The organism is Serratia sp. KG1D (assembly GCF_037150675.1).
Lineage (GTDB): Bacteria > Pseudomonadota > Gammaproteobacteria > Enterobacterales > Enterobacteriaceae > Serratia > Serratia nematodiphila.
Genome location: NZ_JBAGIH010000002.1, coordinates 329359 through 345790 on the forward strand (window position 1 = coordinate 329359; position 16432 = coordinate 345790).

Here is a 16432-nt window from a genome sequence, read left to right on the forward strand (position 1 = left end):
TTCTCCATAAAAACACGTTCGGTCTTATTTTTCAGGGACCTGCTTGTTTATCTGAACGCTAACCTGCTCTTTACCGCTGAATGTCTGCAGCGAGCTTTCGCCGAACCAGTCCCCCGGCTGCGGCGTGGCCAATCCGTCCTGTGAGAGGCGCACACGCACCTGCACCTGATGCTGCGCCGAGAGCAGACGCTCGGGCATCATGGCGTTGCTGTCATCCAGTGAGAAAGACAGCGGAAAACGGCTCAGCGGCAATTGTTTTACCGCGACCGGCACCGGGCTGACGCCGTCGGTGACCGAAATGACCAGCGTCCCCTGCGGCGGCATGGCTTTCGCCGCCTGCGGTGACAGCGCAACGGTCACATTCAGTTTAACATTTTCTCCGCCTGCCTGGGCTTTTGCTTGTGCAATACTGCGCTTTATCACTTCCGCGCGCGGATCGTTGGCCGGCAGCAGTTGCAGCATCACCTGCCAGGCGCCGATCGCCTGCTTGAAATCGCCCTGTTCGAAGGCATTGAACGCCAGCAGGCTCAGCACCCGCGGATCGCCGTGGTTTTCCGCGATCATGCGCCGCAACAGCTGCGCCGCCTGCTTGTTATCCTCCGGATCGTTGGAGCGCGTCAAGACCTCGGCATAGCCGAGCCGCACTTCCAGACTATTCGGATCCAATTGATAAGCATGAGCAAACGCCTGCGTAGCGGTGGTGGCATTATTCAGCGCCATGCCGACGCGCCCCAGCATCATCCAGTCATTGATGTTGCGATCGTCCTGTTGCAGCGCGGTGCGCAGCCCCAGCCCGAGGCGAGCAATCTCTTCCATGCTCAGCGGTTTGGCGCGCTCATTGGCAACGCGCTCGCGCAATTCCGGCATTTGCGCCTGCACCAGACGCCAGTCCAGCACCTGCGCCAGCCCGCCGGTTTTCAGATAAAAGCCAACGGTCACCGCCAGCAGTAACAGCACGCCCGGCACCAGCGCCCAGCGGTTGATCGGCTTCGCCTGCGCCATCTGCTCGGCCGGGATGTCGTTCAACAGGTTCTGTTGCAGCTCTTTGACCAGTTCCGGGCGCTCGGCTACCACGCCCTGCTGCTCATCCTGCTCCAACTCGCTGAGGCGATCCTGATAAAACGCCTTGTTCAGCGCATCGCGCGTGGCAGCGCTCTGCTTGCCGCGGCGCATCGCCGGCACCACCAGCAACGCGGCAGCGCCGGCCAGCAACACGCAAATAATCAGCCAAAAAGCCATTAGGGTTTCTTCCTGTCAGTCTCTTGCAACAGCGCCGCCAGGCGCTGCCGTTCCCGTTCGGAGAATGCATCGTCCACCGCCGTGTCGGGCTTGCGACGGGTGCGCAGGATCACCACTGCCCCGCCGATCAATACGAACAGCAGCGGGCCGATCCACAAGATCAGCGTCGCCGGCGTTACCGGCGGCTCGTAGGTGACGAAGTTGCCATAACGCGCCACCATGTAATCGATGATCTGCTGCTTGCTTTGCCCTTGCATCATCAGCTCGTACACCTTGGTGCGCATGTCGGCGGCGATAATGGCGTTGGAATCGGCAATGCTGTTGTTTTGGCATTTCGGGCAGCGCAGCTGTTCGGTCAACTCGCGATACTGCTGCTCCTGCTCGACGGAGTTGAAGCGATAGGTATCGATCGCCGCTGCGGCGCTCCAGCTCAGCAGCGCGGCGCACAGCAGAACAATCAGCCTCATGCCTCACCCCCGTACTTTTTATACAGCGGCAGCACTTCCTGCTGCCAGACGCGCTCATTCATGTCGCCGGCGTGGCGATAGCGAATAATCCCCTGGCCGTCGATAAGGAAGGTCTCAGGCGCGCCGTACACCCCGAGATCCAACCCCAGCATGCCGTCGCCGTCGTACAGACTGAGGGCGTAGGGATTGCCGAGAGAGTTCAGCCAGGTCACCGCCTTGGCGCGATCGTCTTTATAGTTCAGGCCGACCACCCGCACGCCGCGCGCCGCCAGCGTATTGAGATACTGGTGCTCCGCGCGGCAGGTCGGGCACCAGGTCGCCCAGACGTTGAGCAATATCGGCTTGCCGTCACGCAGCACCGCCTGATCGTAGGTTTTGCCCGGCTGATCCAGTGATTCCAGCCTGAAGGTCGGCACCGGTTTGCCGATCAGCGCCGACTCCAGCATGGTCGGATCTTCGCCGCCGGCGTTGCGCGTGAGCTGCACCATCAGGGCCGCCACCAGCAGCAGGAAGAGCACCAACGGGATAAACAGCAGTTTACGCTTCATGATTGCGCCTCCAGTTTGCCTTCACGCTTGAGCTTTTTGCTCATGCGATAACGCGGGTCGAGAATGCACAGCAGGCCGCCGATCGCCATAAAGACACCGCCGAACCAGATCCAGCGCACGAAGGGTTTGTAATACAGGCGCACCGCCCAGGAACCGTCTTCCAGCTCCTCGCCCAGCGCCGCGTACAGATCGCGGCTGAACCCGCCGTCGATTGCCGCCTCGGTCATCATGCTGCGCGCCACGCTGTAGTAGCGTTTCTCCGCATGCAGCGTCGCCTCCGGCTTGCCGTTGCGCGTGACGTCGATGATGCCGACGCCGCCGCTGTAGTTCGGGCCGCGAATGTCGTGCACGTCGCGGAACACGAAGTGATAATTGTGGATGTCCACGCTGTCGCCGGCCTTCATCCGCACGTCGCGCTCCACGCTGTAGTTCTGGCTGAAGGCAATGCCGATCACCGTCACCGCCACGCCGAGGTGGCCGAGCACCATGCCCCAATGGCTGCGAGACAGCTGCCGCAGACCGCGCCAGAAACCGTGGCGGTGGGTGGCGCGCTCATGCAGCTCCATCAGCGTCAGGATGATCACCCACAGCGCCATGATCAGGCCCACCACCGTCATGCCGGCGATGCTGTCCTGCAGCAGCCACGGCAGCAGAATCGACAGCACCAGCGTCACCAGCAGCGCCACGCCGAGGCGGCGCCACAGCTTGCCCGGCTCATCGCGGCGCCAGCGCACCAGCGGCCCGATGCCCAACAGCAGCGCCAGCGGCGCCATCAGCCAGGTGAACATGGTGTTGAAGAACGGCTCGCCGATCGAGATGCTGCCCAGCCCCAACTGTTTGTGCACCAGCGGCAGCAGCGTGCCCAACAGCACCACCAGCATGGCGGCGATCAGCAACACGTTGTTGCCCAGCAGGAAGGTCTCGCGCGAGAAGGTCTCGTGCTGCACTCGGCTGCGCACCTGGCCGCCCTTGACCGCGTACAGCAGCAGCGAGCCGCCGATCACGATCACCAGATAGGCGAGAATAAACATGCCGCGCGCCGGATCGGAGGCGAAGGAGTGCACCGAGACCAGCACACCGGAGCGCACCAGGAAGGTGCCCAGCAGGCACAGCGAGAAGGCGGTGATCGCCAGCAACACCGTCCAGGCTTTGAACGTGCCGCGTTTCTCGGTCACCGCCAGCGAATGCATCAGCGCGGTGCCGGCCAGCCACGGCATAAAGGAGGCGTTCTCCACCGGATCCCAGAACCACCAACCGCCCCAGCCCAGCTCATAGTAGGCCCAGGCCGATCCGAGCACGATGCCGAGCGTGAGGAACACCCAGGCGGCGGTGGTCCACGGGCGTGACCAGCGCGCCCAGGCGGTGTCGAGCCGGCCGGCCATCAGCGAAGCGATGGCGAACGCGAAGGCGACCGAGAAGCCGACATAGCCCATGTACAGCAGCGGCGGGTGGAAAATAAGGCCGATATCCTGCAGCAGCGGGTTGAGATCGCTGCCGTCGATCGGGAAGTTCGGCAGCGTGCGGGTGAACGGATTGGAGGTCATGATGATGAACAGCAGGAAACCGGCGGTGATCATGCCCATCACCGACAGCACCCGCGCCACCGCATCCTGCGGCATCGCCCGGCTGCACAACGCCACCGCCAGCGACCAGCAGCTCAGCAGCAGCACCCACAGCAGCAGCGAACCTTCGTGCGCCCCCCAGGTGGCGGCGATGCGGTAATACACCGGCAGTTGGGTATTGGAGTTGGTGGCCACGTAAGCGACGGTAAAGTCATTGACCACGAAGGCGTGCACCAGGCACAGGAACGCCAGCGCAATCGCCGCGAACATGCCATAGGTCAGCGGCCGGGCCACCGCCATCATGCGGCTGTCCTGGCGCGCCGCGCCCCACTGCGGGTAAATGCTCAGCAACAGCGCGATCGCCAGCGCCAGGCACAGCAGAAAACTGCCCAGTTCCGGCATCATGACTTGGCGCCCTCCGCCTGCGGCGCGTTATACGCTTCCGCCGGCCCTTTGTGATTCTCTTTCATCGCGTCGGCCACTTCCGGCGGCGTGTATTTCTCGTCGTGTTTGGCCAGCACTTCGCGCGCGTTGACCACGTAGCCCTCGCCCAGCACCCCTTGCGCCACCACGCCCTGCCCTTCACGGAACAGATCCGGCAGAATGCCGGTGTAGGTTACGCCGATCGCACCGCGCGCGTCGTAAATCTTGAAGCTGACCTGCAGCGTATTGGGATCGCGTTTCACCGAGCCGGGCATCACCATGCCGCCGATGCGCAACCGTTGGCCGACCTCGGGCTTCTCGTGGTTTTCGCCTTTACCCTGCAGGATTTCACCCGGGGTATAGAACAGATCGATGTTGGAGCGCAGCGCGTACAGCATCAGGGTTGCGGTCAGCGCGATGCCGATCAGCACAACGATCGCCAGATAAAGGCGGCTTTTACGACGTGGATTCACAATGATTTCTCCCGCGGTGCGGCGGATTTTTGTTTTGACTGTTGCGCATGGCGAATGCGCCGTTCGCGCGCCTGACGGCGGCCGATCTCGGCGAGCAACTGCCGCCGCTGCCAGACGGTGTGCGCCACCAGCCCCAACAGCGAAATCAGCGTGGCGGCGACCGCCAGCCAGACATAAAAGGCATAACCGCCCATGGCGAAAAACGCCGACCAGGAATCAAACGCGGCATTCATGACTGACGCTCCTTATTCACCAGCCCGGCGACCCACGGGCGCTGGCGCTCCTGGAACAGGATCAGATTGCGCAGGCGCATCAGCGTCAGCGTGACGAACAACAGCAGGTAGCCGAGGATTGCCCAGCGCAGCGGGGTGCGCATGCTTGGCGCGATGGATTGCTGCATATTGGTCGAACCCTGATGCAACGTATTCCACCATTCGACGGAGAAATGGATGATCGGGATATTCACTACGCCCACCAGCACCAGAATGCCGGCGGCGCGGCCCGCCAGGCGGCGGTCTTCGAAGGCGTTATACAGCGCGATGACGCCCATATAGAGGAACAGCAGCACCAGCTCGGAGGTCAGCCGCGCGTCCCATACCCACCAGGTGCCCCACATCGGCTTGCCCCAGGCGGAGCCGGTCACCAGCGCGATAAAGGTGAACACCGCGCCGATCGGCGCCATCGCCGCCACCACGGTATCGGACATTTTCATCTGCCACACCAGGCCGATAAACGCCGCCACCGCCATCGAGGCGTAGATGCCCATCGACCACATGGCCGCCGGTACGTGAATATAAATGATGCGGAAGCTGTCGCCCTGCTGATAATCCTTCGGCGCGAAGCCAAAGCCCCATGCCCAGCCAAGCAGCAGGCAGGCCGCCGCCGCCAGCCCCAGCCAGGGGATAAAGCGGCCGCAGACGTGATACAGCCGTTCAGGCCGCGCCAGTTGATGTAACCATTTCCACATTGTCGTCAGTGCTCACGGTAATTTTTATGCGTCGGCCGCTCCGAGCGTTCGAAACGGCGAAAATCTTCTGCGGGGTACGCTCTTGTCGGCCTTGCCCCGTCTGTTCATTCAATTTGTTAGCTAGTGCACGCTCACTCGCAGCGCCGCTGCGGCGGCAAACGGCGCCAATGTCACGCTGCCCGCCAGCATCGCGCCGAGTATCGCCAGGTAACCATCAATCGGCATGCCCATCGCGGCGGCGTCGATCGCGCCGGTGGCGAAGATCAGCACCGGGATATACAGCGGCAGCACCAGCAGGCTGAGCAGCACGCCCCCTTTGCGCAGGCCGACGGTCAGACCCACGCCGATAGCGCCGATCAGGCTCAGCGTCGGCGTGCCGAGCAGCAGCGTCCCCGCCACCGCCAGCCAGGTTTGCATATTAAGCGACAGCAGCAGCGCCACCAGCGGCGACAGGATCAGCAGCGGCAATCCCGTCACAACCCAGTGAGCACACACTTTGCCCAGCACCGTCATCGGCAGCGGCGTCGGCAGCAGCAACAGCTGCTCCAGCGAACCGTCGAGAAAGTCGTCGCGAAACAGTCGCTCCAGCGACAGCAGCGAGGCCAGCAGCGCCGCCACCCATACGATGCCCGGCGCAATGCGCGCCAGCAGCTGCGGTTCAGGGCCAATCCCCAGCGGGAACAGCGTGATCACAATCAGGAAAAACCACAGCGGGTTGACGATCTCCGACCCTTTACGGCAGGCGATCTTCAATTCGCGACGCACCAGAGTCAAAAACATCACAAACTCCCCGCATCGTGTTCCGCCAAACGAATTTTGCCCACCGTTTGGCTGACGCCGGCCAAATCCTGATGCGTGGTCAACAATACCATGCCGCCCCGCTGCGCATGTTGTTCAAAAAGGCTAATCAACTCGGCCACGCCCTGTTTATCGATTGCCGTCAACGGTTCATCGAGGATCCACAGCGGCGCCGCGCTGAGCCACAATCGCGCCAGCGCCACCCGTCGCTGCTGCCCGGCGGAAAGCTGCGCCACCGGCAGATCTTCGTAGCCCACCAACCCCACCTGCTCCAGCGCGCGCCAGATGGCCTGCTGCTCGGCCGCGCCGCGCACCGCCTGATAAAACTGCAGATTTTCGAAGGGTGTCAATACGGCTTTGATGCCCGGTTGATGGCCGATAAACAGCAAATCTTGCTGATACGCCGCGCGATCGCGCAGCGTGTTGCGCCCGCGCCAGCACACCTCACCGCCGTCCGGCCGCGCCAGACCGGCGAGGATGCGCAGCAAACTGGTCTTGCCCGCGCCGTTCGGCCCTTCTACCTGAATGATATCGCCCGGCTGAACTGAAAAGCTTAGTTCGCTAAACAGGATGCGCTCATCGCGCACGCAACTCAGACTTTTGGCTTCCAGCATCGGGGAACTCATATTTTTCTTTGGGATAGCGAATCATAGCATAAGCCTTTCCCCACACGCAGCCTGCGGCGGGCGCGCCGGGGGCCAATATGGCGAGCAGGATCAAGAATGCGCGGAAAAAAGCGGCGGATTTTAACTCTTGTTACCTTTTTCTGTATTTCGCCGCATTTAGGCCGGGCAACTACGCTTAATGACGTGACCTCACCCTTATTGAGCAGGAGCGACAGCATGAACGAACAGCAACGCCAGGAGCACGAGCAGGATGAAACGATGCGGGTAGAGAGCGAAGAGCAGGAACAGGGCAAGCGCGAAATCGAAGTCAGGGAAGAGAATCTGCCGTCGCGCGCGGCGGCGGTGCATGAACAGATCCGGATGGAAGGCGAAAAAGAGCTGGAGCGCGACGGGCTGGCGCTGCTGTGGTCGGCGATCGCCGCCGGGCTGTCGATGGGCGCCTCGCTGGCGGCAAAAGGCATTTTCCACGCCCGCTTGCCGGACGATCCCAGCCGCTTTTTCATTGAGAACCTCGGCTACACCTTCGGTTTTATCATTGTCATTATGGCGCGCCAGCAGCTGTTTACCGAAAACACCGTCACGGCGGTGTTGCCAATCATGCATAAGCCCACGCCGCGCAACCTGCTGATCCTGCTGCGTCTGTGGGGCGTGGTGCTGCTCGGCAATCTGATCGGCACCGCGCTGGCGGCGCTGGCGTTTACCCATATGCCGCTGTTCGATGCCGAAACGCGCCGCGCCTTCATCAGCCTGGGTGAAGAGGTGATGCGCCATACGCCGGGAGAAATGTTCGCCAACGGCATCCTGGCCGGCTGGATCATCGCCACCATGGTATGGATGTTCCCGGCCGCCGGCGCGGCGAAAATCTGGGTGATCGTGTTGATGACCTACCTGGTGGCGATTTGCGATTTGACGCATATCGTGGTCGGCTCGGTGGAGATCCTCTATCTGGTGTTCAACGGCGCGATTGGGTGGCAGGAATTCGTCTATCCGTTCGCCCTGCCGACGCTGGCGGGCAACATCATCGGCGGCACCTTTATCTTTGCGCTGATAAGCCACGCGCAAATCCGCAACGATTTGAGCGCCAAAAATAAGGCGGCGCGCGTGCAAGAGGAAAAACGGCGCCACGGCGGGGAAAAACCGTGATCGCCGTCGGTTAGCCGAGGAAATTTCGGCGCGAACTGGCGAGGTATTGAGCAAACGCGCCGCTAAGCGCTTATTCTGCGGGTAAAAAAAGGTATAATGCCCCGGCAGCTTCGGTTGCCGGCCCGCAGCGTCCCCGTAGTTAAACGGATATAACAAGCCCCTCCTAAGGGCTAGTTACTGGTTCGATTCCAGTCGGGGACGCCATTTTTCCTTACCTCTTGCCGGGCTATCACCACTCTGCCACTCATCGTGCACCGTCCCCTAAAGCACTCCATAGGAAACTCATCGACCAAGACTAACGAAAGAACCATTAAAACCACATATAAACTCACGGTAAAAATCACTCCAAAGAATAAATTTAGCTAAAACATTAAAATTTTAAATTAATTAACTAATTAACCATAAAAAATATAAATTAAATAAAAGTTAAGTTTCATCCTCACGATAAAAACAGTCAAAAACACAAGAAAACATATAAAAAACAAATTAAATAGCAAGTAGAAATGCTCGCGATAAAATTAAAGACTTAATTTAGAAAAACCGAATTGTTTAATTGAAAAAAAACGCCCTGCTGATATATTCCCGATATACACATCTCCCATTAAAAATCATTGGTATTTAAATGTCGATAAAGAAAGGACTCATTGGCTGGCTTGGCGCATTCCTGGCCTTTGATATCAGCATATTGGTTTCAGTCATGATACAGCAAGTCTCGTTATCGGAAAGTATCGAAATAGCCAAAATAGCCAGTACATTCTTAGCTCCTCCCTTATTACTTCTGCTATCTACGGTTATCCCGCCGGACGCCAAGGCGTCACTCGCCTTCTGGCGGTTTAAGTATGCCTTGCCGGGTCACAGGGCATTCAGTAAATATATGTATAGTGACAATCGTATTGATGAGCGATGGCTACAAGAAAATATAATCCCCTTGCCTTCCACAGCCAGAGAACAAAACGTTGAGTGGTATAGAATTTATAGAAAACATCATAAAGAAGAAGCCATTCAGGATATCAATAAACGCTTTCTGCTTTTTCGCGATCTGGCGACAATATCGTTTTTATTTCTCATCATTCTCCCGTTAATCTTGCGCGCTACCCATGTGGATGTGACTATCTGGCCGATCATCATCGTCTTTCTGATTCAATACCTCATGAGCGCAATCGCCGCTCAGCAGATGGGCATCCGTTTAGTCTGCACGACACTGGCCATTGAGGCTTCGAAGAAATAATCACTCTCAGGAATAAGGAAAGTCCATGTCATTAATCAAGAGTTTCTCAGTCAATAATGGCGACATGTTCTACATTAGGCATAACACCGATAATTTTACGATCATTGATTGCCATATCAACCGCGATAATGCAGAGAACATCATCGCAGATATAAAGAAGCAGGCTGCCGACAAGGGAATAAGCCGTTTTATCAGCACGCATCCGGATGAAGACCACTTCGGCGGAATTGAGCTTCTTGATGCCGCATTCAAGATATACAACTTTTATGTAGTCAAGAATAAGACCATCAAAACAGATGAAACCGTTTCCTTTAAAAAATATTGTGAATTGCGAGATGGAGATAAAGCATTTTACATTTCAAAAAACTGTAAACGTAAGTGGATGAACCTCAGCGACGAAGCAAGAAAAAGCGCAGGGATATCGATCCTATGGCCAAACCTCGGCAATACGCATTTTATCTCAGCCTTGGCGTCTGCCGAAAATAACGGAACAGAAACCAATAACATATCAGCAATCATTAGATATGAAACCAGAGATGGCGCAAGCGTGATGTGGCTCGGCGACCTGGAAACGAAATTTATGGAAAACATCATCAATGATGTTGAGTTACAGGAAACCACCGTTGTTTTCGCCTCTCACCATGGCAGAGCATCAGGAAAAATACCCAACTCCTGGTTAGAAAAAATAAAACCTAAAGTGATCATTATCGGAGAGGCCCCCTCTCGTCACTTGAATTATTATACTGGTTACAAGACAATTACGCAGAATTGTGCCGGTGATGTCACTATGGAGTGTGTTGGCCGTAAAGTTCATTTCTACGTCTCCAGTGAAAATTATCAAAATGATAAGTTTGATAACGAAGATGCTGACAACGTAGAACGAGGACGCTATATCGGTTCAGTTAGCATATAATATTAATCATAGTCTCTCTTAAACCTTACATGGAGGGGGCTATCCCCCCCATACATTTCCGGCCATTAATGTACCGTCTTTCAAGGAGCCCTTGCGCCTAAATTATCAGGCAATGGCGCATAGTACGTTGGCGGCTTTAATCCAACGCGATGCAAATAACGCATTCCCTCTCTCTAATAAACACGCCGCCAGAGACTTAACCCCCCGATTGACACTAATTAAAAAACTTAATATCCGTCGGCGTAGCAATCGTCGCCGCCTCACCTCTGGCCTTCAACTCACCCGTCTCATCATCGAAATCGAACAGCGTAACGGTATTGGTGAACACATTCGTGACATAAAGATGGTTGCCGGTGGCATCGAAAGCGAGCGCACGCGGTTCAATGCCGCCAGCGTCATAGCGCGTCGTCTCCCCTGGCAGCCCATCCCCATCAATTTTTAATACCAGCAAATGGTTATCGGCACCGCGATTGGTGGCAATAAGATATCTGCCGCTCGGGCTGAGGATAATGGCTCCGCCGCTTTTCGCCTCCGCTGAATCCTGCCCGCCGTTCAGTTTCACTTTCCCTTGTTGCGTCAATCGATGGTCGCTGACGGTAAACACCTCGATTTCACCTGCCATTTCGGTGATGACATAGGCATACTCGCCTTTCGGCGAGAACACCATGTGCCTTGGGCCGGCGCCTGGCGCAAAGCTGACATCGCGCGATGCGTCCGCCTGCAGCGGCAGTGCGCTATCCGAGCGATAGCGATAGGCGTGCAGCTTGTCCCCACCGAGATCCGCCGCATACAGATATTTACCATCGCGGCTGAAGGTGGTTGAGTGCGCATGGCCCCCTTCCTGACGCCCCTGCACGGCGCCAGAACCTGATATAAACGGATAATGCTGCACCTGTTCACCCAGTTTGCCGTCACTGCCAATTGGCAATACCGTCATCCCCGCGCCGCCTTTGGCGACGGAGTAGTTGGCGACAAACAGAAACTTGCCATCCGGACTGAGGGTGGCATGCGTCGGCTGCTGGCCCGCACTGCTCACCGTATTCAGCACCCGCACGCTGCCAGCTTCGTCTATTGCCAAGGCGGTCACCGTTCCCGCGTTCTCCTCATTGGTGGCATAGGCGAAACGGCCATCGCGAGATTTTACGATCCACGATGGGCTGTTCATTTTAACCACGTCGAGCAGCGTTAACGTGCCGTCGCCATTAACCGCCAGGCGATAGAGCCCTTCACTGGGTCTTGCCGGTTTCTGCACCGCGGGCGCATTCGGAATATGGGTCCAGGTACCGACTAACGCTATTTGCTGATGTTCCCGATTATTGGCCATCGCATTTCCTGAAAACATGAGAGAAATTAACACCGCAGTTAATTGAATGGCTTGCCGGCCTGAGCCGGCAACGATTGTTCGACCAAGTTCAGACAATATAGAAGGTAGCATAAAGCGAGCTGGATGGCGCTTATTAATCGAGTCGAGAGTTTTTTCTCTATTCATGATGTCTTCTTGCCTCATCACTATGTCACAGGAATAAGTATATCGACATTGACAACCTTGCCATTTAGATCCTCTTGCCTATATAACTCTATAAAAAAGCTCTCCCTCATTTTGACATTGATGGCAGGCAGATAAGCGTCATACATTACATCGAAAAAGTCAATATATTCTGAAAACTCCCCCGTAAAGGGGATGACAATATATTTACCCATAGGGATATAGAAGTTAAAGATGGAATGAAAAACCTCTTGCCCTTTGCTGTTGGAATGCCATTTATTACTCCTGTTCTTTTCCACATTACATCCCCCCCGCTGCTTGCTTAACCATTTTTCATTGGTCCGTGCAATGTCGCCGGTATCTCTGAATTTTCTTATAGAATGAAAAATCAGTGATTTGTAATGCTTTAACATCTCAATGTCATCCGGCATGACCGTGTGGTAGAAGTAGGGTTTCTTATCGTTGCCATACGGCGGGATCTGCGTGGAAAAATCCCATCCCCGGCTGTTTCTAAAGCTGTTGGGCGTTTCGCCAAAGAAACGTTTGAATGCCCGCGTGTAACATTGCTGAGAGGCAAACCCGGATGCCAGGGCGACATCCAATATGTTCCCTTGGTGCTGTTTGAGCAAAATAGCAGAGCGACTCAGTTTTCTATTCCTTATATAAGTCCCTAGCGTTATACCAAAATAATGCTTAAACAGCCGTTGCAAATGCCATTTAGAGTAACCTGAGATAATGGAAACCTTTTCAACTGTCAGCCCCTCGACAATATTCTTTTCCATATACTCCAACACCTGCAAAAGAATATCTTTTCTGTAATCCATATGTGCTCCTTGCTTTTATAAGATTTGCGTCCTTTTTATTAAAATCGTTAACCAACCAAACCAAGTCATTAAGATTAATCCTAAAAAAAACCAGCCTGTCAATTCATTTTTTTCGGCATAGGAAAAACTATCGCATAAATAACTGAAAATGATCATGTTATATAAATATCTCCGCAAGAAACCCATAAAACAAAATCAACTCGCGTAAAGTGCACTCATCAAAGATGCACTTGACACACCAGGCAGAATCACACTTTTTGCTAATTGTTTTACCTTAAAGTGTTTTTTTACAGCCAGATTGCATGGCCGAATAGGAATTTCATCATCACAAATGAAAACGCATTTTATATGCTTGGCCCGCCGATAAAATGTACTGCGAAAGAGATATAAAGTATGACCGACAGTAAAGAAGACGGGAGGGATAAGCTCAAGGCTGAACATCGGTCTCAATAATCTCGCGTCGCAATAGTGCGTTTCTTTTTTATCGTTCCTGCGCAGAGAAAACGGATATTTTAACCAACCTTGCTCGATGCCCTGTTTTACAAACCACGCCCATTGGGAACCCTGCCTACTCCCATGAATCGCCCATCTCTCCCCCGGTAAAATGCCGAGCCGACTCGCCCGCGCCTTGTTGTCAGAACGGCCTGCGGCCGCAAACAAAAAGCCCAGCACGCGAGGCTGGGCTTTTCATTAACGGCCTGATTAATCAGCCAGGTTGTCGATCTCTGCGGACCTGTGCTTGCGCAACAGGTACAGCAGCAAAGATACCCGCCGCTCGGTGCGTTCCGGGGTATCCGGCGGCAGGTTGTAGCGCAGGGTATAACGCTCGTTGTTCTCGTTGCAGAAATCGATGACGAGCACGGGAGCAGAGGCCCCCGCTACTTTTCGATAATTCAGCGAGATGCACGACAGGTTTTTTTTCATCTCAACTTACCGCGACAGTGCGGCGGGTTGATTCGGCAATCCGCCCCACGCCGGCGCTCAACGCAGCGCCCAACAGCAGCACCAACAGTGAACCCCACGCGGCGCGAGACAGCTGTTTGGCCGCTTCATCGGCCGCTTCACGCGCTTTCTGCTCGGCCTCGGCCTTGAGTTTTTCCACCTTCTGCACCGCCTGCTGGTAAGCCTGGGCGTAGTTATCGACGATTTGGCTCGCTTCATCGCGGCTCTTGCCGGTGCGTGCCGCAACGATACTCACCAGCGCGTCCTTATCGGCGGCGCTCAACGCCGGCTCACCGGACTGCTTGACGCGCTCGAACCACTGCTTAAGCTCGGTGGCGGTCTGCGTCGGATCGGCCGCGGCATCCACGGCCGACTGTTTGCCGTCGGCGGCCGCCCGATTGGCGTTCTGCTCCAACCGAGCAGGATCCAGCTCCGGCTTACCGGTCTGCTTAAGCGTGGCGTTCAACTGATTTTCCAGGCTTCCCCAGTCAAGGCTGATGCCCTTTTTATCCAGCTGTTGCTTGAGGCCTTCGCCTACGTTTGGCGCTGCCGCCGCCAGGCCGCTGCCTGCCAGCGAAAGCCCTTTACCCACCGCGCTTCCCGCCAGCCCCACTACGCCGCTCGCCAATGAAACCATCAGCCAGGTGGTCAACAAGGTGGTGATCGCCCAGCTCAGCAAGCCATGCAAGCCGCCGCGATTCGGTGCGGAGCGGCCGGCGACGAACGCGCCTGCGGCCAGCGATGCCAACGTTGAAACCAGCAGCCAGATCCCGGTGCCGGTGCCAAAGCCGCTCAGCGGGTTGCCCTTTTGCATCATATCCACGGCCTGGGCACCAATAGCCGTGCCCAGCACGCTGAAGGTCAGATAAGTCACCAGCGCCACGGCACTCCCGGCCAATATCGAGCCCCATGACACCTGAAACGCTAAGCGATTTGATTCATAGACAGTGGTCATCGTTGTTCCTTATATTTTCTGGACAAGTGATTGCACGCACGGCGGGTAACCGCGCAGACAAATTCAGTCTGCCGCGCGGCATCGTCGGCCGTCCCGGTTCATTTGCATCAGAATGCCTGGTGCATTTACACCCTGCGAATACGCACGTTATGCACTAAGCTGCTCAGCGAGTAGCGTAACCCGCGGTCCCTTAAGAGGCCGCCCCCCTTCTGTCTAGCGGAGAACACATGAGCCAATCCGTTTTGGCCAGCGAAACCCACCGCGGCCACCTGCAGCAAATCATCTCCGGCTTGTCCGACGGCGTGATCCTGACGGATACCGATCAAACCTTGCTATGGGCCAACGAAGCCGCGTTGACCATGCATGGCGTGAGTCATCAGAAAGCTCTGGGGGCCAATGCCGGCGAGTACGCGGCGCGTTTTGCCCTGCGCTATCGCAACAATCATCCGCTGGTTTTGGAACAGTACCCGCTGAACCGGGTTGCCGAAGGCGAAACCTTCACCGATGTGGTGGTGGAGGTTCGGCAGGTCGACGATCCGGACAGCTTCTGGGTGCACCGCCTGCGGAGCCTGATTATCACCGATGCGCAGGGGCAACCGGAGCTGCTGGCACTGATCCTGAGCGACGCGACGGAGTGGGCCAGCGCCGAACAGCGCTTTGAAAAAACCTTCAACGCCAATCCGGCACCGGCAGTCATTTGTCGGCTAAGCGACCTGCGTTACGTCAAGGTCAACCAGGGGTTCCTTGATATGACCGGTTACCAACGTGAACAGGTCATGGGGCGTTCGGTTTATGAACTCGACGTTTTGGAACAGGCGGAGCACAAAGAACTGGCCGTTCAGCGCCTGGGGGAAGGCGCTACCATTCCGCAGATGGAGGCCGAGCTGAAGCTGCCCGGCGGCGGAAGCAAGCTGGTGGTGGTTGCCGGCCAACCCTTGGATATCAATGAAGACGACTGCATGCTATTCACGTTTACCGATCTCGAACCCCGGCGCCAGGCAGAATCGGCGCTGCGAGAAAGTGAAGAACGGTTTGCCAAGGCATTTCGCCTGAGCCCGGTGCCGACGTTGTTATGTACCGCGCACGAGCGGCGCGTGCTGGATGTCAACGAAGCCTTCACCCGCACCACCGAGTACGACGCCGAAGACTTGATCGGCAAGACGGTCGGAGAGATCCCGTTTATTGACGATCCGGAGGCGAACCGCCGTTTGTTTGCCGCCCTGGAAAAAAGCGGCAACGTCGAAGGGCTGGACATCCGGGTGCGCAAGAAAGGGAGCGAGTCGATTGACTGTGTGGCCTCGGCGGATGCCGTCAGCATCCACAATGCGCCCTGTTATCTGCTGGTGCTCATGGACATTACCGAACGCAAACGCTCGGAGCTGGAGCTGGTAAGCGCCATCGAAGAAGTGATGCAGGACGCCTCCTGGTTCAGCCAAACCCTGATCGAAAAACTGGCCAACGTGAAAAGCATCAACCGGCCCGACCAGGCTGGATTTACCGCCAGCGACCTCACGCCGCGCGAGCGCGATGTGCTGGAATTGATTTGCGAGGGGCTGCCGGACAAGAAAATCGCGGCGCGTCTCAATCTGGCGCTCAACACCATCCGCAACCATGTCGCGACGGTCTATTCCAAACTCGGCGTGCATAGCCGCAGCGAAGCCATCGTCTGGGCCAGAGAACGCGGGCTGTTTACCGGCGGGCTGGCCTTGAGGAATGGCAAGTAACCTGCAAATGCACTACCCAAACCGATACAAACGCCCCTTATAGGCCACAAGTGAAGTGCATAACATGGCGGTGCAAATGCAGGCTTCCGTCCTGTGCGGAAGCCAAACGGATCG

Annotated in this window: 18 protein-coding genes and 1 tRNA gene; 5 read left to right on the forward strand and 14 right to left on the reverse strand. The window is 56.5% G+C overall.

Going from position 1 to position 16432, the window contains the following annotated elements; genetic code table 11:
- Positions 1 to 24: 24 nt before the first annotated feature.
- From ccmI to ccmA, 9 genes are all read right to left on the reverse strand, one after another.
- Complete coding sequence (gene ccmI / locus WFM45_RS13275) at positions 25 to 1239, reverse strand: c-type cytochrome biogenesis protein CcmI (RefSeq protein ID WP_049189245.1); 1215 nt, start codon at positions 1237 to 1239, stop codon at positions 25 to 27.
- On the reverse strand, positions 1239 to 1706 hold the full coding sequence (locus tag WFM45_RS13280) for a cytochrome c-type biogenesis protein (RefSeq protein ID WP_060559997.1): 468 nt from the start codon (positions 1704 to 1706) through the stop codon (positions 1239 to 1241). Before WFM45_RS13280 ends, ccmI begins: the two co-directional genes overlap by 1 nt.
- The gene (locus WFM45_RS13285; protein ID WP_015378623.1) at positions 1703 to 2254 is read right to left on the reverse strand and encodes a DsbE family thiol:disulfide interchange protein; all 552 of its coding nucleotides are present in this window, start codon (positions 2252 to 2254) and stop codon (positions 1703 to 1705) included. The genes WFM45_RS13280 and WFM45_RS13285 overlap by 4 nt, the downstream gene beginning before the upstream one ends.
- Entirely contained in the window at positions 2251 to 4221 is a 1971-nt protein-coding gene (locus WFM45_RS13290) for a heme lyase CcmF/NrfE family subunit (RefSeq protein WP_033632468.1), read from the reverse strand. Before WFM45_RS13290 ends, WFM45_RS13285 begins: the two co-directional genes overlap by 4 nt.
- On the reverse strand, positions 4218 to 4712 hold the full coding sequence (gene ccmE / locus WFM45_RS13295; RefSeq protein ID WP_033632467.1) for a cytochrome c maturation protein CcmE: 495 nt from the start codon (positions 4710 to 4712) through the stop codon (positions 4218 to 4220). Before ccmE ends, WFM45_RS13290 begins: the two co-directional genes overlap by 4 nt.
- Positions 4709 to 4945, reverse strand: coding sequence for a heme exporter protein CcmD (gene ccmD / locus WFM45_RS13300; RefSeq protein ID WP_004936267.1), 237 nt, complete (start codon positions 4943 to 4945; stop codon positions 4709 to 4711). The genes ccmE and ccmD overlap by 4 nt, the downstream gene beginning before the upstream one ends.
- A complete protein-coding gene (locus WFM45_RS13305) occupies positions 4942 to 5679 on the reverse strand; it encodes a heme ABC transporter permease (protein WP_004936270.1) in 738 nt (245 codons plus the stop codon). The genes ccmD and WFM45_RS13305 overlap by 4 nt, the downstream gene beginning before the upstream one ends.
- A gap of 120 nt (positions 5680 to 5799) precedes the next feature.
- Positions 5800 to 6459 (reverse strand): heme exporter protein CcmB, encoded by a 660-nt coding sequence (gene ccmB / locus WFM45_RS13310; protein ID WP_049277719.1) that lies wholly within the window; start codon positions 6457 to 6459, stop codon positions 5800 to 5802.
- A complete protein-coding gene (gene ccmA, locus WFM45_RS13315) occupies positions 6459 to 7091 on the reverse strand; it encodes a cytochrome c biogenesis heme-transporting ATPase CcmA (protein ID WP_004936275.1) in 633 nt (210 codons plus the stop codon). Before ccmA ends, ccmB begins: the two co-directional genes overlap by 1 nt.
- A gap of 228 nt (positions 7092 to 7319) precedes the next feature.
- Here ccmA and WFM45_RS13320 point away from each other — a divergent pair, with 228 nt between their 5' ends.
- The 4 genes from WFM45_RS13320 to WFM45_RS13335 all read left to right on the forward strand — a co-directional run bounded on the left by WFM45_RS13320 (position 7320) and on the right by WFM45_RS13335 (position 10387).
- Positions 7320 to 8246 (forward strand): formate/nitrite transporter family protein, encoded by a 927-nt coding sequence (locus WFM45_RS13320; RefSeq protein WP_076740573.1) that lies wholly within the window; start codon positions 7320 to 7322, stop codon positions 8244 to 8246.
- Positions 8247 to 8375: 129 nt separating this feature from the next.
- A tRNA-Arg gene (locus WFM45_RS13325) sits at positions 8376 to 8450 on the forward strand.
- Positions 8451 to 8868: 418 nt separating this feature from the next.
- Entirely contained in the window at positions 8869 to 9474 is a 606-nt protein-coding gene (locus WFM45_RS13330; protein ID WP_103085531.1) for a hypothetical protein, read from the forward strand.
- Between the two features lie 25 nt (positions 9475 to 9499).
- Complete coding sequence (locus WFM45_RS13335) at positions 9500 to 10387, forward strand: MBL fold metallo-hydrolase (protein ID WP_166730221.1); 888 nt, start codon at positions 9500 to 9502, stop codon at positions 10385 to 10387.
- A gap of 214 nt (positions 10388 to 10601) precedes the next feature.
- Here WFM45_RS13335 and WFM45_RS13340 read toward each other — a convergent pair whose 3' ends face one another.
- The 5 genes from WFM45_RS13340 to WFM45_RS13360 form a co-directional block, all read right to left on the reverse strand.
- Positions 10602 to 11876 (reverse strand): lactonase family protein, encoded by a 1275-nt coding sequence (locus WFM45_RS13340; protein ID WP_336956010.1) that lies wholly within the window; start codon positions 11874 to 11876, stop codon positions 10602 to 10604.
- 20 nt (positions 11877 to 11896) lie between these two features.
- Entirely contained in the window at positions 11897 to 12697 is an 801-nt protein-coding gene (locus WFM45_RS13345) for a helix-turn-helix domain-containing protein (RefSeq protein ID WP_021505596.1), read from the reverse strand.
- Between the two features lie 195 nt (positions 12698 to 12892).
- Positions 12893 to 13369 (reverse strand): hypothetical protein, encoded by a 477-nt coding sequence (locus WFM45_RS13350; protein ID WP_336956012.1) that lies wholly within the window; start codon positions 13367 to 13369, stop codon positions 12893 to 12895.
- Positions 13370 to 13399: 30 nt separating this feature from the next.
- Positions 13400 to 13621, reverse strand: a complete 222-nt coding sequence (locus tag WFM45_RS13355; RefSeq protein ID WP_004936288.1) for a hypothetical protein — start codon at positions 13619 to 13621, stop codon at positions 13400 to 13402.
- Between the two features lies 1 nt (position 13622).
- Positions 13623 to 14594 (reverse strand): hypothetical protein, encoded by a 972-nt coding sequence (locus tag WFM45_RS13360; RefSeq protein ID WP_336956015.1) that lies wholly within the window; start codon positions 14592 to 14594, stop codon positions 13623 to 13625.
- A gap of 227 nt (positions 14595 to 14821) precedes the next feature.
- Here WFM45_RS13360 and WFM45_RS13365 point away from each other — a divergent pair, with 227 nt between their 5' ends.
- The gene (locus tag WFM45_RS13365; RefSeq protein WP_336956016.1) at positions 14822 to 16318 is read left to right on the forward strand and encodes a helix-turn-helix transcriptional regulator; all 1497 of its coding nucleotides are present in this window, start codon (positions 14822 to 14824) and stop codon (positions 16316 to 16318) included.
- Positions 16319 to 16432: the final 114 nt, after the last annotated feature.